Genomic DNA, 20,224 nt, shown 5'->3' with positions numbered 1-20,224 from the left:
CTAGATCCCTATTGTTAATGAAGGTGTTACGGTGGGTGTAATTTTAGGTAATGTATCGCCTAATTGTTTTGCCCAATCAGCTGGTAGCCAATTTTTAATTAAACCAGTTGCCATGTCGATAGCTGGGCGTGTGATTGCTTTTTGCCAGGCAACACTCTGGGGAATCGGAGTTAATGCCGCTAAGGTGGCCATCACCACTACCACTAAAACACCGCGAGCCAAACCAAACACAAGGCCTAGAAAGCGGTCGGTCATGCTCAAACCAGCAGACAAAATAATTTTTTGAATGAGGTTACCGACCAGCCCACAAACAATCAAGGCCAAGATAAATAGAATGAGAAAGCTCACACCTAAACTCAAGAGTTCATCCATGTGAAAGGTAGATAGCCATTCCACAGAAAGGTAGTTGGTGTAATGGTAGGCGACCCAAGCAGCTACGAACCAAGATGCAAGCGCCAATACTTCTTTAAATAAGCCCCGTGAAATTCCAACCAAGGCAGACACCAACAAGACTACTAGGGTGAAGTAATCCACCGTAGTTAATTTCAGGGTGGATAAATATTCCATTAAGGCGCTCCAACCTCAACCAGTCTTGGAGAAAGACCCATGGCCTTCACCTTTTTCTCGGCAGCCTCCGCCGATTCTTTATCGGCAAATGGTCCCGCTCTTAAGACGAAGAGCTTAGTGCCGTCCGTACCGGTTTTATTAAGCACGTAGTTCGGGATCTTTTGATCCTTCATTTTGGTAATCCAACCCTTAGCACGCTCTTCTGATGCAAAAGCACCAATCTGAATGACGTACTTACCGGGACCAGCTTTTTTGGGAAGCTCTTCTGTCTTCGATTTTGAGTTTGGAGTAGCAACTACTTCCTCTCCAGCAGCTAATCCAATAGAGCTTGTTTTATTTGCTACAGGAGCCGATTTGACCTCAGGCGCTGGGGTAACAACTGCCTCCTTACTTGGGGCAACTTCTTTTTCCTGTGTAGGCGCATCTACTACAGGCTTGATCTTCTCCTCAACCAAAGGCAGAACAGCGGTTGGCGTAGGAAGGCTAGTGACGATATTTACAGCGATATCGTTATTCACAGATTTTGGCTTGTTATCCAAAATTCGTGGAAGCCCCACTACTGCAATCAACACCAATACAGCTGCACCAATCAGACGATGGCGTGCACGTTGCTGCTCAGGATCTTCAGTCAGAGCAAGTTCTTCACTCTCTTGAGCACGTTGAAAGCTACGGGGGGCTAATTTATTGACGGTACGACGACCCCTTGCTGAACCTCGATCGAGGTCTTCAGTCTCAGGGTTTCGCTTAAAAAGCTTCGGTAAACGAATCATGGATCAATGCGCCTGGTTATTTCGATATGCCATTACTCCGGCAACGGTATAGAAGGATCCGAAGGTGACAATTCTATCACCCTCACCCGCTTTAGAAAGGGCTTTTTGATACGCTGCAGCAGGATCTGAGAAGCATTCAATGCCACCGTCCTCGCCATTTTTAACAGCTACGCCCAGCTCCACCAGCTTCTCGGATAAAGCCTGGGCAGTAGCGGCCCTTGGGGTGGGTAAATCCGTGCAAAACCAGAAGTCCACAATGCTTAGCAAGGGCTTAATGACCCCAGCAATATCTTTATCTGCCATGGCACCAAAAACGGCATAGGTATAGGGGTGGTAGCCCATCTTATCCAGGCCTTGGCCAAGAGTCGCGGCAGCATGTGGGTTGTGAGCAACATCTAGAACCACGGTAGGTTGACCCGGAAGCACCTGGAAGCGTCCAGGCAACTCTACCAAGGCAAAGCCATTACGTATATCTTGAGCACTCACCGGCAAGCGTTGATGCAAGGCCATTAAAGCAGCAATAACAGCGGAGGCATTTAGGATCTGGTTAGCGCCACGCAGTGCGGGATAACCTAAGCCACTGAAGCGTTTTTGACGCCCTGCCCAGCCCCACTGCTGCTTATCACCTTGAAAGTTATAGTCCCGCCCTTGAAGCCATAAATCACAACCTAGTTTTTCAGCGTAATCAATTAAAGATTGTGGTGGCACAGGGTCGCCACAAACGGCAATTGCGCCTGCACGGAAAATGCCTGCTTTTTCCAATCCAATAGCTTCACGTGTAGCGCCTAAGAAATCCGCATGGTCAATATCGATACTCGTGACAATCGCACAATCAGCATCAACAATATTGACAGCATCTAAGCGTCCACCCATACCTACCTCTAGAACAACGGCATCTAAATTTGCTTTGGAAAATAGGTGAATGATTGCTAAGGTGGTGAATTCAAAATAAGTTAAGGTTGGCGCATCAACCAAGCTGACACGCGCCTTTTCTACAGCGGAGAAATGTTCTAGCAATAGAGCGTCTTTTACCTCTTCACCATTGACGCGAGCGCGCTCATTGAAAGACAACAGATGTGGCGACATATGACAACCCACCTTGTAACCCGATGCCAGCAAAATACTTTCGAGATAAGCGCAGGTTGAACCTTTGCCATTCGTGCCGGCAACCGTTATTACAGGGCAATCAAAATAAAGACCTAAAGCCGCTTTAACCCGATTGATCCGGTCAAGACCCATATCGATGCCGACAGGGTGAGTCGTTTCGAGGTGACTAAGCCAAGCCGGTAGGCTAGTAAAAAGGATGGGGGCTTGGTGTGCTGTGCTCAAGCGCTTTATACAGCTGCGCTACCCGCAATCGCAGGCTCTGGAAGCTGTTGGAGCAAGGCTAACAAACGGGCTATCTCACCACGCATTTGGCGACGATCAACAATCATGTCAAGACCGCCTTTTTGCATCAAAAATTCAGAACGCTGAAAACCTTCAGGTAATTTTTCACGCACAGTCTGTTCAATAACTCGAGGACCAGCAAAACCAATCAAGGCCTTAGGCTCAGCCATCACAACATCACCCATAAAGGCAAAGCTAGCAGAAATCCCGCCCATGGTTGGATCAGTTAAAACGCTGATGTATGGCAAACCTTTTTTAGAGAGCAAGGTCAACATGGAGTTGGTTTTTGCCATTTGGAAAAGGGATAGCAAACTCTCTTGCATACGAGCACCGCCAGTAGCGGTAACGCAAATGAATGCACATTTTCTTGCAATGGCATCTTGAACACCGCGTGCAAAACGCTCACCAACAACGGAGCCCATGGAGCCGCCCATATATTGGAATTCAAAACAAGCCACAACAGCAGGAATACTTTCAATCTTGCCGCCCATCACAATCATAGCCTCGGATTCGCCGGATGCATCGCTCGCCTCTTTCAGGCGATCAGGGTACTTTTTTGAATCTTTAAATTTGAGTGGGTCAATTGGGTAAATATCTGCACCAATTTCATAGCGGCCTTTAGGGTCCAAGAGGCTATCGAGTCGCTGACGGGCACCAATCCGCATGTGATGACTACATTTGGGGCAAACAGAAAGATTGGCTTCGATATCAGTGCTGTAAAGCACGGTTTCACAGCTAGGACACTTAACCCAAAGACCCTCAGGAACAGACTTGCGATTCGCAGGATCCGTATGTTGGATTTGGGGAGGTAGTAATTTATCGATCCAGCTCATCAGTTTTTAACTATCCAGTGCATTAACTATCTAAAGCGACACGAATTTCACGCATGAAGGTTTCAAGCGATTGTACCGCTTGGCCAGGGGGTGACTCCTCCAAAAGCCGAATAATTCGACTTCCAATCACTACTGCATCCGCTGTTTTTGATACCGTACGGGCACTTTCGGCGTCATTAATGCCAAAACCCACGGCAATCGGGATTGGGGTGGCTTCACGGATCTTAGGAATAATGCTGGCCACATCCTGGGTATTGAGGTGAGATGCCCCAGTAACCCCCCGCATCGATACGTAATAGATATAACCAGAAGCTATTTTGGCGGCTTCTTTTATGCGTTCTGGTGATGAAGTCGGTGCCAATAAAAAAATCGGGTCAACTCCAGCAACCCGCATACGAGCAGCAAAATCAACGCACTCTTCTGGCGGGTAATCCACAATCAACACTCCATCTACACCAGCAGCTTTGGCTTCAGTTGCAAAGCGTTCTGCGCCCATCTGCTCAACAGGATTGGCATAGCCCATTAAAACTACGGGAGTATTGGCATCGCTTTTCCGAAACTCTTTCACCATTTCTAGGCAGCCGTGCAAAGTAACGCCTTGAGATAGAGCTCGTTCAGAGGAGCGCTGAATGACTGGACCATCGGCCATCGGATCTGAGAAGGGAACGCCTAGCTCAATCACGTTAGCACCACCACGAACCAAGGCATGCATCAACTCTACAGTTAATCCAGGCGCAGGATCGCCAGCAGTAATAAAAGGAATTAACCCTTTCTTACCAGAAGCTTTTAAGTCGTTAAAGAGTGCGGTAATTTTTGACATAACAATTTGTATATATTTTCTTTTATCTGCTTTGGAATGAGTTACGCATTAACCTTCAGAGCCGGTAGCTTGTGCAACGGTATGCATGTCTTTATCGCCACGACCAGATAAGTTCACCAAGATGGTTTTATCTTTAGGTAAAGTCTTGGCGAGTTTGCAGGCATAAGCAATGGCATGTGAAGATTCCAATGCAGGAATGATGCCTTCGATACGGCAGCAATCATGAAAAGCCTTGAGCGCCTCATCATCGGTGATCGCAACATAGTCGGCACGACCCGAATCTTTCAACCAAGCATGCTCGGGCCCAACACCGGGATAATCCATGCCCGCAGAAACAGAATGCGTTTCAGAAATCTGTCCATTTTCATCTTGCAACAGATACGTGCGATTACCGTGCAATACACCTGGCTTACCAACACAAAGCGCTGCAGAGTGAAGACCACTATTTAAGCCATGGCCAGCAGCTTCAACACCAATGAGCTTCACTTCCGGAAAGTCAATATAAGGATAGAAAATACCCATGGCATTAGAACCACCGCCCACACAGGCCATGACATAGTCAGGCTGACGCCCAGTCATTTCAGGCATTTGCACTTTGCACTCTTCACCAATCACACTCTGAAAATCTCTCACCATCATGGGGTATGGGTGAGGACCAGCTACGGTGCCAATAATGTAGAACGTATCATCCACATTGGTAACCCAATCGCGCATCGCTTCATTGAGCGCATCTTTTAGTGTTTTGGTGCCGGATTCAACGGGAACCACTTTGGCGCCGAGCAACTTCATGCGAAATACATTTTGTGCCTGACGAGCAACGTCAACAGAGCCTTGATAAACAGTGCAATCCAATCCAAAGCGTGCACAAATAGTTGCGGTAGCAACACCATGCTGGCCAGCTCCAGTCTCCGCAATAATGCGTGGCTTGCCCATGCGCTTAGCCAACATGGCTTGACCAATGACGTTATTAATTTTGTGAGCGCCAGTGTGATTTAAATCTTCACGCTTGAGATAGATCTGCGCACCACCCAACATCTCGCTCCAACGCTTGGCGTGATAGACCGGTGATGGGCGACCTACAAAATGCTTGAGCTCGTAATGAAACTCTTCTAAGAACTCTGGATCATGTTGATATTTGGCATAAGCCGCTTTGAGTTCATCTAATGCAAACATCAAAGTTTCAGAAACAAATACGCCACCGTAAGGACCGAAGTGTCCTCGTGCATCTGGCTTATCGTACATAAATACCTCTTTTGATTAGTTACAGCAAATATTAGAGTGATGGGCTTGCGTCTGCCACACGCACTGCCTGGATAAATTCCTTCATCAGCACGTGATCTTTAACACCCTTGCTGATTTCTACGCCACTAGAGACGTCAACCGCACAAGGATGTAGGCGTGCAATGGCTTCGCCCACGTTGTGAACGTTCAATCCACCACTCAAAACGACCTGAGGCGCGTTTGCGCTTATCCATGTTTGTGGAATTCCTGACCAATCAAAAGGAATGCCCCCTCCTCCATAGCCCTCAACTAGGGCATCGAGCAAAAAGGCATTTGCTTGCCTATATTGTAGGGAAAAATCAGCAAAGGCGAAGCCGGCACCAACACGTGCCGCCTTCATCCATGGTTGACCTTCAGCAAGGCGTTGGCATTGCGCAGGAGACTCATCCCCATGAAACTGCCATAAAGTGATTGGGGCAACCGCCCGAATAGCCTCAAATTGGGCATCTGTCGCGTTTACAACTAGCCCTACAGCATCAACCCCTGCAGGGAGTCTAGAGATCAATGAGGCCGCGATATTGGGGCTCACAGCCCTAGGGCTTGGGGGATAAAAGACAAAACCCACTGCGTCTACACCTGCAGCAACAGCAGCATCTACATCTGCAGGCGTCTTAAGACCACAGATTTTGACTCTGGTTCGTCCGGGGGAGTAATTGAGTAAGCCCATAAGGGAAATGATAAGGCTTTAGCCCTGAAATGACTGGCTTTGACTAAAGCAGCCTTTTGGGGAGCCAGGAGTTCTCAAGCCAAGGCTTTGGGATATTAAATTCTTCTGGGTAAGCAATTTGAGCCAAATACAGGCCAGCTGGTGAAAACGTGGGCGCCGCAATGCTACGATCTTTCGCAGTCAATACTTCGGCCATCCAATTGGCTGATTGTTTGCCAACGCCGATTTGAATAAAACTGCCCACCAAATTGCGTACCATGTGGTGCAAAAAGGCATTCCCTTTGATCTTGAAATACAACCACGGCTCATCAGAGATAATTTCAATCGAATACATGGTTTTTACAGGGGTCTTACTCTGGCATTCTGAAGATCGAAATGATGTGAAATCATGTTCACCGATTAAATATTCAGCAGCCTGCCTCATGGCATCAATATCAAACCAGCGATCTGCTGGCAACATCACATAACCCGCACGAGCAGCAGTCATTGGAGAGCGGCAAGGTCCAGCGTGCAATGCATAAACGTAAGTGCGCTCATGAGCAGAATAGCGGGCGCTAAAGTTATCCGAAACTGGCTGAGCCCAGTTCACCACAATGGATTCCGGCAAGAAGGTATTAACCCCCCGCACCCACGACCAATTTTCTCGCTCTACTTCAACATCAAAATGCACCACTTGGCCTAAAGCATGAACACCCGTATCCGTTCTACCGGCGGTGATCACGCGAATAGGGTTAGATTTTTGCGCATCAATACCGACAAATGCAGAAATGGCTTTTTCTAATTCATCTTGGATAGTATTTTGATTTACTTGAGACTGCCAACCTGAATAGGGGCTACCATCGTATTGGAGGCCTAAGGCGATGCGCATAGCAAAGTCTTATTGATTGCGGTGTGACAACTCAACCAACAAACCTTGAGCTTCTACTGTAATTGCCGGGTCAATAGATCCACCAATATGAACGATCTCTTGAAGAGATTTCTTGGCAGCCACAAAATCTTCAATAGTGATGTAGGCGCGGGCAAGATTCAGCTTGACACGCAGTGCATCTGCTAATGGACTAGCTTCAGTGGGCGCAGATTGAGGAGCAGTTTTCTTGCTGGGCGAAAGATCTAAGTCAATGCCAGCAAACAATGCCTTGGCACGCTCCGGCATCACGCCATGAGATGCGGAATTGTCTTTAGGGGTAGCAGTTGCTTTAGAAATATCTTTGGAAAAATCACGCACTTCCGATTTGCGCGCATTCTTTGCCAATAACCAGAGCAGTAAACCTGTAAAGGCCATTAATACCAAAGCCAATAAGGCGGGTGCAAATCCACCTAGCCCAAAAGTATTGGCATCGGTATTTCCACTCTTTTCTTTACCCTTTGCTTGGTCAATCAGATGCTGCAAATCAGCAATATTTTTTTCGAGTTCAGCAACACGAGCACGAGTCTGCTCAAGTGTTTTTTCTTGTGCGACCAGCTCTTCTGTATAGCGGCGCTCTTCAGCATTGCCTTGGGCGCTTGAGCCAATCTTTAATCTGTCCTTAGCTGGTACAGCTTCACCACCCTTTGTGGCCGCAGAAGTAGTCGCGGCACCGCCCTTCGATTCATGTTCAGACTGCCATTGCGCATTGGATTCGGCCACAAATTGATTGGCTTCAGCCGGGCTAATGGATCGCAACAAAGCTTGACTCGGTTTACTTAACTCCGCTCCAGCCTCAAGTCGGTTAATACTGCCACTAGCAAACGCATCTGGATTAGCTTTAAACAAAGCCATCATGGTTTGATCTAAAGTCGCTCCATCTAATTGCGGCGCTAATTGAGCGGCAATTTCAGATAATGTCTGGCCCGGTCTTACAGCAATCTTTTGAGCATCACCTAAGAGCAAGGTAAATGTTTTAGTAAGACTACCTGCAGACCAATTAAGCGTTACCAAGACATCCAAGAATGGATCATCCGTCATGGGAACAGGCTCAACCGTTTCCACCAAGACCATTAAGCGCTGTTGCTGGTTGCGATAAATCATCGCTTGCGGGTTCAGATCCAGTATCTTTTTAGAGATACCCAAGCGCTCATAGGCGGCTTTATTGGCTATAGACACATTCAAGCTGGCTAAAGTAGATTGTTCATCCTCGCCAAGCCGAATTGGAAATTCGACCTTGAGTGGCTCGCCAGCTCTAGATTGAAGCTTAGGGGAACCCAGAGTGATCGCGCCAGCCACGCATGACCAGCTTAGCCAAACTAAGCAAAGTGCTTTTACAAGCTTAATTTGGCTATTTCGAAACATTAGTGCTCTAGCAAGATACGGAGCATGCGGCGCAGTGGCTCAGCGGCACCCCATAAGAGTTGATCGCCAACTGTGAAGGCGCCAAGATACTCAGGACCCATCGCCATCTTGTGCAGGCGACCAATAGGAACTGTCAATGTGCCACTGATCGCAGCAGGTGATAGCTCGCGCTCGGTAGTCTCACGATCATTGGGAATTACTTTTACCCATTGATTGTCATTGGCCAAGATTGCTTCAATTTCGTTTAAAGGAATATCTTTCTTGAGCTTGACTGTCAAACCTTGTGAGTGACAACGCATTGCGCCAACACGCACACAGAGGCCGTCAATTGGAATGCTGCCAGGAGTTCTAAATGCAGGACGCCCCAAGATCTTGTTGAACTCAGCTCCACCCTTCCACTCTTCTTTGGTTTGGCCATTCTCAACAGGCACATCAATCCATGGGATTAAGCTACCTGCCAAAGGCGTATTGCGGAAGTTTTTCTTTGGAAAATCTGGTGAACGCAGTGTCTCAGTGATTTTTCGGTCAATATCCAGAATCCAGGATGAAGGATCAGCCAACTCAGTTGCTACGCTATCACGCAAAGCGCCCATCTGCAAAAGAAGCTCCCGCATATTTTGCGCACCAGCACCTGAGGCTGCTTGGTAGGTCATGGCGCTGATCCATTCAACCATATCGGCCTTTACTAGACCGCCCATGGCCATCATCATCAAGCTCACTGTGCAGTTACTGCCAATCCAGTTCTTTCCACCAGCAGCTAAAGCCTGATCGATAACAGACCTATTGACTGGGTCAAGAACCAAGACTGCATCATCCTTCATGCGCAGTGCACTTGCCGCATCAATCCAGTGACCCTGCCACCCAGCAGCGCGTAATTTAGGGAAGATGTCATTGGTGTAATCGCCACCTTGGCAAGTCAAAATGATGTCGCAGCGTGAAAGCGCCTTGATGTCATTTGCATCAAGTAAAACGTTTTCGTTCTTGGTAACTTTTTGACCGTTCAATAAAGGCACTTCTCCACCAGCTTGGCTGGTACTAAAAAATACTGGCTCAATGAGATCGAAATCCTTTTCGGCCAACATTCTCTCCATGAGAACGCTACCAACCATACCGCGCCAGCCAACTAAGCCTACCAATGGTGTTTTTGTATTTGCCATGATGATCAACTATCTATTTAGTGTGATGATTTAATGTAAGTGTATAAATTTCTTATTTTGAAAGAGCTGCTACTACAGCATCGCCCATTTCAATGGTGGAAACCTTTTTTGTACCTTCGGTAAAAATATCTGCAGTACGTAAGCCTTGAGATAAAACCTTTTGCACTGCTGCTTCGATACGATCAGCCTCTTGCGGCATGCCTAATGAGTAACGAAGCATCATGGCTGCTGAGAGAATCGTAGCCAAAGGATTTGCAATACCTTTGCCTGCAATATCCGGAGCTGAACCATGGCTAGGCTCATACAAGCCTTTGTTATTTTTATCTAATGAAGCAGACGGCAACATACCAATAGAGCCAGTCAACATCGCCGCTTCATCAGAAAGAATGTCGCCAAACAGATTGCCAGTGACAACCACATCAAATGCTTTTGGGGCTTTTACTAACTGCATCGCCGCGTTATCAACATACATATGTGACAACTCAACATCTGGATACTCCTTACCAACGCGAATCATGACATCGCGCCAGAGTTGTGAAGTTTCTAAAACGTTTGCCTTATCAACGCTACAGACCTTTTTGCCACGCTTACGTGCCGCCTCAAATGCAACCCGACCAATGCGCTCTACTTCTGGTTCGCTGTAATGCATCATGTCGTAACCTTCGCGCGCACCCTTAAATAAAGGAAGCTCTGATGTACGAATGCCACGCGGTTGACCAAAATAAATGTCACCGTTCAGTTCACGAATAATCAAGATATCAAGACCGCCAACAATTTCTGCCTTGAGGCTAGATGCGGCAGTTAACTCGTCGTAACAAATCGCTGGTCTAAAGTTCGCAAACAGTTCGAGATGTTTACGCAATCCCAAAATGGCTTGTTCAGGCCGCAGTTCACGAGCCAAGGTATCGTATTTCCAGTCACCAACAGCGCCAAACAAAATTGCATCTGCTTTTTTAGCAAGCTCTAATGTGGCGGGCGGCAATGGGTGGCCGGCAAGATCATAGGCGGCGCCACCAACAGGAGCTGTCTCAAGATTAAATTTAGGACCAAGCGCGTTTAATACCTTAACGGCTTCAGCAACGATTTCCGGGCCGATACCATCGCCCGGTAGGACTGCAATTTTCATGAAAGGCCTTTAACTCAATAAAACTACGGCAGTTGTGTCGCAAGCCAAGGCATCTTGAGGATGCGCTCAGCTTCATAAGCCTTGATTTTATCTGCATGTTGCAGGGTTAAGCCAATATCGTCTAAGCCGTTCAGCAGGCAATGCTTTCTAAATGGCGCTACATCGAAGCTATAAGCAGTGCCATCGGGAGTAATCACTTGCTGAGCCGCAAGGTCAACCATCAGCTGGTAACCGCTAAATGCCAGCGTTTCGTTAAATAAATGGTCTACCTGTAGCTCAGACAGCACAATCGGTAAAAGACCATTTTTGAAGCAATTATTGTAGAAAATATCGGCAAAACTAGGGGCAATGACAGCTCTAAAGCCGTATTGATCGAGCGCCCATGGCGCATGCTCACGTGAACTACCGCAACCAAAATTCTTGCGGGCTAGCAAAATACCAGCATCTTTATAGCGCGGCTGGTTCAAAACAAAATCGGGATTGATCGGACGGTTGCTGCAATCTTGCCCAGGCTCACCATGATCTAAGTAACGCCATTCATCAAATAGATTCTGACCAAAGCCAGTCTTCTTAATGGACTTTAAGAATTGCTTGGGAATGATGGCATCGGTATCTACGTTCTCGCGATTAAGCGGAGCAACTAAACCTTTGTATACCGTAAATTTTTCCATGATGATCTTTTGCTGAATATCGACTACTTGATTACTTAACTGGGGTTACAACAACATCTTTCCCTTTGGTTTGGGATTGGTTGTTTGTAGTGCTATTTCCGCCCATGGAGTTGCCCATGGTTTGCATGTCTTTACCAATTCCTTCCATCGTATTGCTACAGGCTGAAATAACAATTCCTGCGATTGCAACGATAGTTAGCTTTTTAATCATTGTGAAAGAAGACCATTTAAACACTGTATTTCCTTAAGAAATCTTACGAACATCAACAAAGTGACCTTCAATGGCGGCAGCTGCAGCCATGGCAGGGCTAACTAAATGCGTTCTTCCACCGTTACCTTGTCGACCTTCAAAATTACGATTAGATGTCGAAGCGCAACGCTCTCCTGGCTCAAGGCGATCAGCATTCATTGCAAGGCACATAGAGCAACCGGGCTCACGCCACTCAAAGCCAGCAGCCTTAAACACACGATCTAAACCTTCGCGCTCTGCTTGGGCTTTAACCAAACCTGAACCAGGAACCACCATTGCCAATTTGACATTAGCAGCTACTTTTTTACCTAATCGATCTACCACCTTAGCAGCAGCGCGAATATCTTCAATGCGGCTGTTCGTGCATGAACCAATGAATACTTTATCAACAGAAATATTGCTTAAGGGAGTATTTGGGACCAGACCCATATATTCGAGCGCACGCTCCATCGCAGAACGTTTATTCGCATCACGTTCTTTTTCAGGATCCGGAATGCGATCGCTAATGGAAAGAACCATTTCTGGTGAAGTGCCCCAAGTCACTTGCGGTGCTATTTCTTCGGCACGTAACTCAACTACAGCATCAAACTGTGCACCCGCATCAGAATGCAATGTACGCCAGTATTGCAGGGCATGACGCAATGCTCCACCCTTAGGAGCATAAGGTCGGCCTTGGATGTATTCAATGGTGGTTTCATCAACACCAACTAAACCAGCACGAGCGCCCGCCTCAATCGCCATATTACAGAGGGTCATGCGACCCTCCATCGACAGGTTACGAATGGCTTCGCCAGCAAACTCAATGGTGTAACCAGTGCCGCCGGCAGTACCAATCTTGCCAATCACGGCAAGCACAATATCTTTTGCAGTAGAGCCAGGCTGCAAACGGCCATCGACTCTCACCAACATGTTCTTGCTCTTTTTCATGAGCAAGGTTTGAGTGGCTAATACGTGCTCAACTTCTGAGGTACCGATACCAAACGCCAGTGCTCCAAAGGCACCATGGGTACTTGTATGGGAATCTCCGCAGACTACGGTCATGCCAGGCAAAGTAGCGCCCTGCTCTGGTCCAATCACGTGAACAATCCCTTGACGGGCGTCATTCATTTTGTATTGGGTGATGCCAAAGGCATCGCAGTTTTGATCCAAGGTGTCTACTTGCAACTTAGATATCGGATCTGCAATTCCCTGGGAGCGGTCAGTCGTTGGTACGTTGTGATCTGAAACCGCCAGGTTGGCAGAAATTCGCCAAACTGGGCGGCCAGCCAAATTCAAACCTTCAAAAGCTTGAGGGCTTGTCACCTCATGCAGTAGCTGACGATCTATATAAATCGTGGCCGTGCCATCTTGCTCAGAATAGACGACATGGTCATCCCACAATTTGTCGTAAAGCGTGCGTGACATAAAACCCTCTAAAGCTTTTATTTACGAACAGTGATGTTAGGAACCTTGCGTGAAGTCTCTCCAACATACAACTGACGTGGACGGCCAATCTTGTACTCGGGATCGGTAATCATTTCTTCCCACTGAGCAATCCAACCCACTGTTCTTGCCAAGGCGAAGATACAAGTAAACATTTCTGTTGGAACGCCCAAAGCGCGCTGAACAATGCCTGAGTAAAAATCAACGTTTGGATAAAGCTTACGGCTAACGAAGTACTCATCTTCCAAGGCAATCTTCTCGAGTGTCATTGCCAATTTGAACAATGGATCATTCTCAAGGCCCATTTCATTCAATACTTCATAGCAAGTCTCACGCATCAATTTTGCACGTGGATCAAAGTTTTTGTAAACACGATGTCCAAAGCCCATTAAGCGAACGCTTGAATTCTTGTCTTTAACTTGAGCAATAAATTCATCGATCTTATCTACACCACCATTTGCTTGAATCTCGTTCAACATCTGTAAGCAAGCTTCGTTCGCGCCGCCGTGTGCTGGGCCCCAAAGGCAAGCGATACCGGCAGAGATAGCTGCAAAAGGATTGGTTCCAGAAGAACCACACAAACGCACAGTTGAAGTCGATGCATTTTGTTCATGGTCAGCATGCAATGTGAAGATGCGATCTAAAGCGCGAACCAATACTGGATTGACTTTGTACTCTTCACATGGTGTAGCAAACATCATGCGCATGAAGTTTGCTGTGTATGACAAAGAGTTATCAGGGTAGATGAATGGCTGGCCAACAGAATACTTATAGGCCATCGCAACCAATGTTGGCATCTTCGCAATCAAGCGAATCTGAGCAACTTCACGAGCATGTCGCTGGCTATAGTCAATCTCATCATGGTAGAAAGCAGCCATTGCACCAACTAAGCCAGTCAACACCGACATTGGATGTGCATCACGGCGGAAGCCGCGCAAGAAGAATTGCATTTGTTCATGAACCATTGTGTGGTGCATGACCAATTCTTCAAAATCTTTTTTCTGATTTGCGTTTGGCAACTCACCATTCAAGAGTAAGTAGCAAACTTCTAAGAAGTCGCAGTTGTGAGCTAGATCTTCGATTGGGTAGCCGCGATAGAGCAACTCACCCTTGTCGCCATCGATATAGGTAATTTTGCTATTGCAAGATGCAGTAGAAAGGAATCCTGAATCGTAAGTGAACTTACCGGTTTGACCGTACAGTTTACGAATATCGATTACGTCAGGGCCAACCGTGCCTTTATAAATAGGCAAGTCAATGTCTGGTGTGCCGTCCGAAAACGATAATTTTGCCTTGATGTCCGATTCAATCATTTCTAATCCTTAGTCATTCAAATTGATGATTAATACACTATTTGATCCTGCATCCGCACTACCACTGCACCAAAATGCTGAATTACTTCTCTCTCAGCCTTTGTAAAACCGCTTTAAAGGAAGGCAATTCGCACTCCTTTTCCAATACCGCTACAGAATCCTTGCGACCGATTAATAAATCCATCAAGTCATTGTCTTCTAGAGCTAGCAACTGGGTTAATACTTTTCCATCTTCGGCATTCAGCTGGGCGCCATAGCGCTCAAAAAAACGCTGCAAAATTAAATCATTCTCAAGTAAACCCCTGCGGGCATCACTCTTTAAACGATATAACTCTGCGGTGCTGAGGGTCATACCGCTCTACGTACCATTAATTCCTTGATCTTTCCGATTGCTTTGGTTGGATTCAAATGCTTAGGACATACATCTACGCAATTCATGATGGTATGGCAGCGGAATAAACGATATGGGTCTTCCAAGTTATCCAAGCGCTGCGCAGTCTCTTCATCACGACTATCAGCAATAAAGCGATAAGCCTGGAGCAAACCTGCTGGACCAACGAACTTATCTGGATTCCACCAGAATGATGGGCATGAAGTAGAGCATGATGCGCACAAGATGCACTCATACAAACCGTTCAACTCTTCACGCTCTTCAGGGCTCTGGAGACGCTCTTTTTCAGGAGGTGGATTGTCGTTAACCAAGTAAGGCTTGATAGACAAATATTGCTTGAAGAACAAAGTCATATCCACAATCAAATCACGCACAACTGGCAAGCCAGGCAATGGGCGTAATGTGATTACCTTTGGCAGGGTCAACATATTGGTTAAGCAAGCTAGGCCATTCTTACCGTTAATGTTCATGGCATCAGAACCACAAACACCTTCGCGACATGAGCGGCGATAGGTAATAGTCTCGTCCTGTTTCTTCAAAGAAATCAAGGCGTCCAACAACATACGCTCACCAGTCAATTCAAGCTCATAACGCTCCATGCGTGGAGCAGCATCGACATCTGGATCGTAGCGGTAAATTTCAAATATACGAATATCACTCATCTTCTATCTCTCTTGCTTAGAAAGTACGTTCTTTTGGAGGAACTGAATCTACAGTCAATGGTTTGAGCTGAACCGGCTTGTAATCCAAGCGGTTACCTTCGCTATACCAAAGAGTGTGCTTCATCCAGTTGTCATCATCTCGATGTGGGTGATCATCGTGCGAATGCGCGCCACGACTTTCTTTACGAGCCGCTGCAGAAATCATGGTTGCATTAGCAGTCTCAACCAAGTTGGCAACTTCTAAAGCTTCAATACGTGCTGTATTGAAAATCTCAGACTTATCTTTAACCCATAAGTGTTTAGCACGCTCAGTCAACTTCGCCATTTGACGAACACCTTCGTCCATCAACTCTTGATTACGGAATACGCCAGCATACTTCTGCATGGTCTTGCGAATATCGTTTGCAACGTCTTGAGCATACTCACCAGAGCTAGAGTTATCGAGCGAAGCAATACGCGCCATCGTTTGTTCACCAGCATTCTCAGGCAACTTCTTGAACTCGCGGTTCTTAAGGTCCATCGCAACAATGTGATTACCAGCTGCACGACCAAATACCAACAAGTCGAGCAACGAGTTGGTACCCAAACGATTTGCACCGTGAACAGATACGCAAGAACACTCACCAATCGCATATAAACCATTAACGATGTCGTTCGGCTTACCGTTACCTGGCACAACTACTTGACCATTGATGTTGGTAGGAATACCGCCCATCTGATAGTGAATTGTTGGAACAACCGGAATTGGCTCTTTAGTAACGTCAACGTTAGCAAAGTTAATGCCGATTTCATATACAGAAGGCAAACGCTTCATGATGGTCTCGGCACCAATGTGGGTTAAATCAAGAACCACATAGTCACCATTAGGACCGCAACCGCGCCCTTCTTTAATCTCTTGGTCCATTGAACGTGAAACGAAGTCACGTGGAGCCAAGTCTTTCAATGTTGGCGCATAACGTTCCATGAAACGCTCGCCATCTTTGTTACGCAAGATACCGCCCTCACCGCGACAACCTTCTGTCAGCAATACACCCGCACCAGCTACGCCGGTTGGGTGGAATTGCCAGAACTCCATGTCTTCCAATGGAATGCCTGCGCGCGCTGCCAGACCCATACCGTCGCCAGTATTAATAAATGCGTTAGTAGATGCGTCCCAAATACGGCCCGCACCACCAGTTGCCATCAACACAACTTTGGCTTCGAGGATATATACCTGACCAGTCTCCATTTCGAGCGCAGTAACACCAACGACATCACCGGCGTCATCACGGATGAGGTCAAGCGCTAACCACTCAACAAAGAAATTGGTTTTTGCACGAACGTTACGCTGGTACAAAGTGTGCAACATTGCGTGACCAGTACGGTCAGCCGCAGCGCAAGCACGTTGAACAGGCTTCTCACCATAATTGGCTGTATGGCCACCAAATGGGCGCTGATAAATTGTGCCATCTGGGTTGCGGTCAAAAGGCATACCAAAGTGCTCGAGCTCGTAAACTGCTTTAGGCGCTTCACGGCACATAAACTCGATCACGTCTTGGTCACCCAACCAGTCGGAACCTTTAATGGTGTCGTAAAAATGATAGTGCCAGTTGTCTTCACTCATGTTTCCGAGTGAGGCACCGATACCACCTTGTGCAGCAACAGTATGTGAACGTGTTGGGAAAACCTTAGTTAATACCGCAACGTTCAGGCCAGCTTCTGCTAATTGCAAAGAAGCGCGCATACCTGAACCACCTGCACCAATAATTACCGCGTCGAAACGGCGGCGTGGCAATGCTTTTTTAATCGCGGTCATTGAATTACACTTTCCACAAAATTTGTACGGCATAGGCCGCACAGGCTACGAGATACAAAACAGTTAACACTTGCAGTGTTAAACGAATGCTGACAGGCTTGATGTAATCCATCCAGATATCACGGATACCAATCCATGCGTGATAGAACAAGCTAATGAAGAACAAGAGCGTTAAGAGCTTCATGAACTGATTGCTAAACAATGCAGCCCAACCCTCATAAGTCGCGCTACCAGTAATGCAATAGTCAAGCAATAAAACAATCGTGAACACCACCATCACGATGGCAGTAACACGCTGAATAATCCACTCTTTAAGGCCGTAATGAGCGCCAACAACTAAGCGCTTCGGTCCGATTTGATAAATAGGCATTAGATTTCCTTAATGAAGAAACGCTTAGTACAAGCCGAATAGTTTGAGACCGACCACCGCTGTCAAAGCGAGACCCAAGAAAAATACAAAGATCGCTGAGCGGTTTGCATCGACTTTTTCTACGCCAATCTCCAAATCCAACAAGAGATAACGAATACCGGCGCAAAAATGGTGCAAGAAGGACCAGATCAATCCCAGAAGAATAATTTTTACCAGCACATGACCAGTAATTGCCTGGAATTTTTGGTAACTCATCTCGGAAGCCAAGCTTTGATCCAAGAGATAAAGCAAGAATGGCAACATTAAAAACAGTGCTGCTCCGCTAATGCGGTGAAGAATCGATACTTTTCCAGCCCAAGGAAGGCGGTACTTGATCAATTGGGCAAGACCAATGTTTCGATAAACCGGTCTGTCTTTTTTTACGTTTTGCTGTGAATCAACCATGGGCAATCTCAATCTTTCGGTGGAGGTTCAGTGTGGCTTTGTTGTGTCGCAACATATTCTATTGGAAACCTTGCGGGTGGTGGGGACTTTTTAGTGTTTAAAGGGCTTAAATAGTGGTTTTTACTGATTTTTGAGTGTACTACCTAGTTCAATTTATTGTCATAGTGCTGATCAGAAGTGTCGTACCTTGCGCGTCGAATTTCTACTGGTTTATTCCCGTAGGTGAAAGCAACCCGCTCAACCGATAGCAAGGCTGTCCCAACCGGAATTTGCAGATACTGAGCAAGGTCCTGGTTTGCTAGTACAGCCTTAATCTTTTCTTCAGCTCGCACCATATGGGTAGCGTACTCACCCTCGTAAAAGGCGTACATTGGCCCTGACCAAGCGTTCAGAGCATCTAAAGTAAGCCCCTTAAAGCGCCCTTCTGGCAGCCAAATCTCCTCAAATACGATCGGTCGACCTGCAGAACTCTGAACACGATCAATGCGAATGATGGGGTCGCCTGCCTTTAATTTAAGCAATTGAGCAATATATGCATCAGATTTAATGTTTTCACAGGCTAAGAACTGGTTTTTGAGATGCAACTTATCGCCAGAGTCGGGCTCCAAACGTAAAAAACGGTATTGGAAGTCTTCTTCTTGGTGGGTGGCAACAAAAGTGCCCTTGCCTTGGCGTCGCACCAATAAATTTTGCGCAGCTAACTCATCAATAGCCTTGCGAACCGTGCCCTGACTGACGGCATAGCGTGCTGCGAGCTCCATTTCGCTTGGAATTGCATCCCCAGGCAACCATTCGGAAGCCTGCAAACTAGCCAAAATCATGGCTTTAATTTGCTCATAAAGCGGGCTAAATGAGGCAATTGGTTCGGATATCAGTGACAAATTAACTCCAGGACAGCTTCTATTGGATAAAATTCAGGCTTATCTCATATCTTATATAAGACATGATTGACAGTGTAAATGGAAAGTGCATACACTTGAATGGATAATAAGAAAGATTTCATTAATTAACCTCAACTGGAGTTATTAGTAATGGCAAAAGCCCCAATGCGTGTTGCAGTCACCGGTGCAGCCGGTCAAATCGGTTATTCCCTTCTTTTTCGCATCGCCAATGGCGATTTGCTGGGCAAAGATCAGCCAGTAATCCTCCAGTTACTTGAAATTCCAGACGAAAAAGCGCAAAAAGCGCTTGCTGGCGTGATGATGGAATTAGAAGATTGCGCATTCCCATTGCTAGCTGGCATGACAGCTCACTCTGACCCAATGACCGCATTTAAAGATATCGATGTTGCATTGTTGGTTGGCGCACGTCCACGTGGCCCAGGCATGGAGCGCAAAGATTTGCTCTCAGCAAACGCTCAAATTTTTACAGCACAAGGCAAAGCACTCAATGCTGTAGCTAAGAAGACTGTCAAAGTATTGGTTGTTGGTAACCCAGCAAATACCAATGCTTACATCGCCATGAAATCTGCTCCAGATATTCCTGCGAAAAACTTCACAGCAATGTTGCGCCTCGATCACAACCGCGCTCTCTCGCAATTAGCAAACAAGTTGAACAAACCAGTTGCTGATATTGAGAAATTGGTTGTTTGGGGTAACCATAGCCCAACGATGTACCCTGACTATCGCTTCGCAACTGTTGATGGTCAGTCTGTAAAAGACAGCATCAATGATGCAGCTTGGAACAAAGACACATTTATTCCTACAGTTGGCAAACGTGGTGCAGCCATTATCGAAGCGCGCGGTCTTTCTTCTGCAGCTTCAGCAGCCAATGCAGCGATTGATCACATTCGCGATTGGGTTCTGGGCACGAATGGCAAATGGGTCACTATGGGTATTCCATCTAAAGGTGAATATGGTATTCCAGCTGAAGTGATTTATGGCTACCCAGTAGTTTGCGAAAACGGTGAGTACAAGATGATTGAAGGCTTGGAAATCGATGAGTTCTCACGTGAGCGCATGAATCACACTTTGAATGAATTGCTTGAAGAGCAAGCTGGCGTTAAGCATCTCCTCTCATAAGGATTT

At 46.6% G+C, this 20,224-nt stretch carries 22 protein-coding genes; 1 reads left to right on the top strand and 21 read right to left on the bottom strand.

Going from position 1 to position 20,224, the window contains the following annotated elements; all coding sequences use genetic code 11:
• The 21 genes from ICN12_RS02085 to ICN12_RS01985 all read right to left on the bottom strand — a co-directional run bounded on the left by ICN12_RS02085 (nucleotide 1) and on the right by ICN12_RS01985 (nucleotide 19,078).
• Nucleotides 1-567: a CvpA family protein gene (locus ICN12_RS02085; RefSeq protein WP_216270419.1), complete on the bottom strand. Its 567-nt coding sequence runs from the start codon at nucleotides 565-567 to the stop codon at nucleotides 1-3.
• Complete coding sequence (locus tag ICN12_RS02080; protein ID WP_216270418.1) at nucleotides 567-1,337, bottom strand: SPOR domain-containing protein; 771 nt, start codon at nucleotides 1,335-1,337, stop codon at nucleotides 567-569. Before ICN12_RS02080 ends, ICN12_RS02085 begins: the two co-directional genes overlap by 1 nt.
• A gap of 3 nt (nucleotides 1,338-1,340) precedes the next feature.
• Nucleotides 1,341-2,666 carry a bifunctional tetrahydrofolate synthase/dihydrofolate synthase gene (gene folC, locus ICN12_RS02075; RefSeq protein ID WP_216270417.1) on the bottom strand — a complete coding sequence of 442 codons (1,326 nt, stop codon included), beginning with the start codon at nucleotides 2,664-2,666 and terminating at the stop codon, nucleotides 1,341-1,343.
• A 5-nt stretch (nucleotides 2,667-2,671) separates the two neighbouring features.
• On the bottom strand, nucleotides 2,672-3,559 hold the full coding sequence (gene accD, locus ICN12_RS02070) for an acetyl-CoA carboxylase, carboxyltransferase subunit beta (protein ID WP_216270416.1): 888 nt from the start codon (nucleotides 3,557-3,559) through the stop codon (nucleotides 2,672-2,674).
• Nucleotides 3,560-3,581: 22 nt separating this feature from the next.
• The gene (trpA, locus tag ICN12_RS02065; RefSeq protein WP_216270415.1) at nucleotides 3,582-4,379 is read right to left on the bottom strand and encodes a tryptophan synthase subunit alpha; all 798 of its coding nucleotides are present in this window, start codon (nucleotides 4,377-4,379) and stop codon (nucleotides 3,582-3,584) included.
• Nucleotides 4,380-4,427: 48 nt separating this feature from the next.
• Nucleotides 4,428-5,621: a tryptophan synthase subunit beta gene (gene trpB, locus ICN12_RS02060; RefSeq protein ID WP_216270414.1), complete on the bottom strand. Its 1,194-nt coding sequence runs from the start codon at nucleotides 5,619-5,621 to the stop codon at nucleotides 4,428-4,430.
• Between the two features lie 31 nt (nucleotides 5,622-5,652).
• A complete protein-coding gene (locus ICN12_RS02055; RefSeq protein ID WP_216270413.1) occupies nucleotides 5,653-6,327 on the bottom strand; it encodes a phosphoribosylanthranilate isomerase in 675 nt (224 codons plus the stop codon).
• 43 nt (nucleotides 6,328-6,370) lie between these two features.
• A complete protein-coding gene (gene truA / locus ICN12_RS02050) occupies nucleotides 6,371-7,195 on the bottom strand; it encodes a tRNA pseudouridine(38-40) synthase TruA (RefSeq protein ID WP_216270412.1) in 825 nt (274 codons plus the stop codon).
• Between the two features lie 9 nt (nucleotides 7,196-7,204).
• Entirely contained in the window at nucleotides 7,205-8,596 is a 1,392-nt protein-coding gene (locus ICN12_RS02045) for a FimV/HubP family polar landmark protein (RefSeq protein WP_216270411.1), read from the bottom strand.
• On the bottom strand, nucleotides 8,596-9,753 hold the full coding sequence (gene asd / locus ICN12_RS02040; protein WP_216270410.1) for an aspartate-semialdehyde dehydrogenase: 1,158 nt from the start codon (nucleotides 9,751-9,753) through the stop codon (nucleotides 8,596-8,598). The genes ICN12_RS02045 and asd overlap by 1 nt, the downstream gene beginning before the upstream one ends.
• A gap of 52 nt (nucleotides 9,754-9,805) precedes the next feature.
• Nucleotides 9,806-10,879: a 3-isopropylmalate dehydrogenase gene (leuB, locus tag ICN12_RS02035; RefSeq protein ID WP_216270409.1), complete on the bottom strand. Its 1,074-nt coding sequence runs from the start codon at nucleotides 10,877-10,879 to the stop codon at nucleotides 9,806-9,808.
• A gap of 23 nt (nucleotides 10,880-10,902) precedes the next feature.
• Complete coding sequence (gene leuD / locus ICN12_RS02030; protein WP_216270408.1) at nucleotides 10,903-11,550, bottom strand: 3-isopropylmalate dehydratase small subunit; 648 nt, start codon at nucleotides 11,548-11,550, stop codon at nucleotides 10,903-10,905.
• A gap of 31 nt (nucleotides 11,551-11,581) precedes the next feature.
• Nucleotides 11,582-11,785: a hypothetical protein gene (locus ICN12_RS02025; RefSeq protein ID WP_216270407.1), complete on the bottom strand. Its 204-nt coding sequence runs from the start codon at nucleotides 11,783-11,785 to the stop codon at nucleotides 11,582-11,584.
• Nucleotides 11,786-11,794: 9 nt separating this feature from the next.
• Nucleotides 11,795-13,204: a 3-isopropylmalate dehydratase large subunit gene (gene leuC, locus ICN12_RS02020; RefSeq protein WP_216270406.1), complete on the bottom strand. Its 1,410-nt coding sequence runs from the start codon at nucleotides 13,202-13,204 to the stop codon at nucleotides 11,795-11,797.
• Nucleotides 13,205-13,221: 17 nt separating this feature from the next.
• Nucleotides 13,222-14,535 carry a citrate synthase gene (gene gltA / locus ICN12_RS02015; protein ID WP_216270405.1) on the bottom strand — a complete coding sequence of 438 codons (1,314 nt, stop codon included), beginning with the start codon at nucleotides 14,533-14,535 and terminating at the stop codon, nucleotides 13,222-13,224.
• Nucleotides 14,536-14,617: 82 nt separating this feature from the next.
• Entirely contained in the window at nucleotides 14,618-14,887 is a 270-nt protein-coding gene (locus ICN12_RS02010) for an FAD assembly factor SdhE (RefSeq protein WP_216270404.1), read from the bottom strand.
• Nucleotides 14,884-15,588 carry a succinate dehydrogenase iron-sulfur subunit gene (locus ICN12_RS02005; RefSeq protein ID WP_216229005.1) on the bottom strand — a complete coding sequence of 235 codons (705 nt, stop codon included), beginning with the start codon at nucleotides 15,586-15,588 and terminating at the stop codon, nucleotides 14,884-14,886. The genes ICN12_RS02010 and ICN12_RS02005 overlap by 4 nt, the downstream gene beginning before the upstream one ends.
• 16 nt (nucleotides 15,589-15,604) lie before the next feature.
• Nucleotides 15,605-17,383 carry a succinate dehydrogenase flavoprotein subunit gene (gene sdhA / locus ICN12_RS02000; RefSeq protein WP_216270403.1) on the bottom strand — a complete coding sequence of 593 codons (1,779 nt, stop codon included), beginning with the start codon at nucleotides 17,381-17,383 and terminating at the stop codon, nucleotides 15,605-15,607.
• A 4-nt stretch (nucleotides 17,384-17,387) separates the two neighbouring features.
• Nucleotides 17,388-17,753, bottom strand: a complete 366-nt coding sequence (gene sdhD / locus ICN12_RS01995) for a succinate dehydrogenase, hydrophobic membrane anchor protein (RefSeq protein ID WP_216270402.1) — start codon at nucleotides 17,751-17,753, stop codon at nucleotides 17,388-17,390.
• A 24-nt stretch (nucleotides 17,754-17,777) separates the two neighbouring features.
• A complete protein-coding gene (gene sdhC, locus ICN12_RS01990; protein ID WP_216270401.1) occupies nucleotides 17,778-18,197 on the bottom strand; it encodes a succinate dehydrogenase, cytochrome b556 subunit in 420 nt (139 codons plus the stop codon).
• Nucleotides 18,198-18,340: 143 nt separating this feature from the next.
• Nucleotides 18,341-19,078, bottom strand: coding sequence for a GntR family transcriptional regulator (locus ICN12_RS01985; protein WP_216270400.1), 738 nt, complete (start codon nucleotides 19,076-19,078; stop codon nucleotides 18,341-18,343).
• 150 nt (nucleotides 19,079-19,228) lie between these two features.
• Here ICN12_RS01985 and ICN12_RS01980 point away from each other — a divergent pair, with 150 nt between their 5' ends.
• Nucleotides 19,229-20,218 (top strand): malate dehydrogenase, encoded by a 990-nt coding sequence (locus ICN12_RS01980; protein ID WP_088527440.1) that lies wholly within the window; start codon nucleotides 19,229-19,231, stop codon nucleotides 20,216-20,218.
• Nucleotides 20,219-20,224: the final 6 nt, after the last annotated feature.

Origin of the sequence: Polynucleobacter sp. AM-25C3 (assembly GCF_018882335.1) — a bacterium.
Taxonomy (GTDB): domain Bacteria; phylum Pseudomonadota; class Gammaproteobacteria; order Burkholderiales; family Burkholderiaceae; genus Polynucleobacter.
This window is presented reverse-complemented; position numbering and strand designations above follow the sequence as displayed.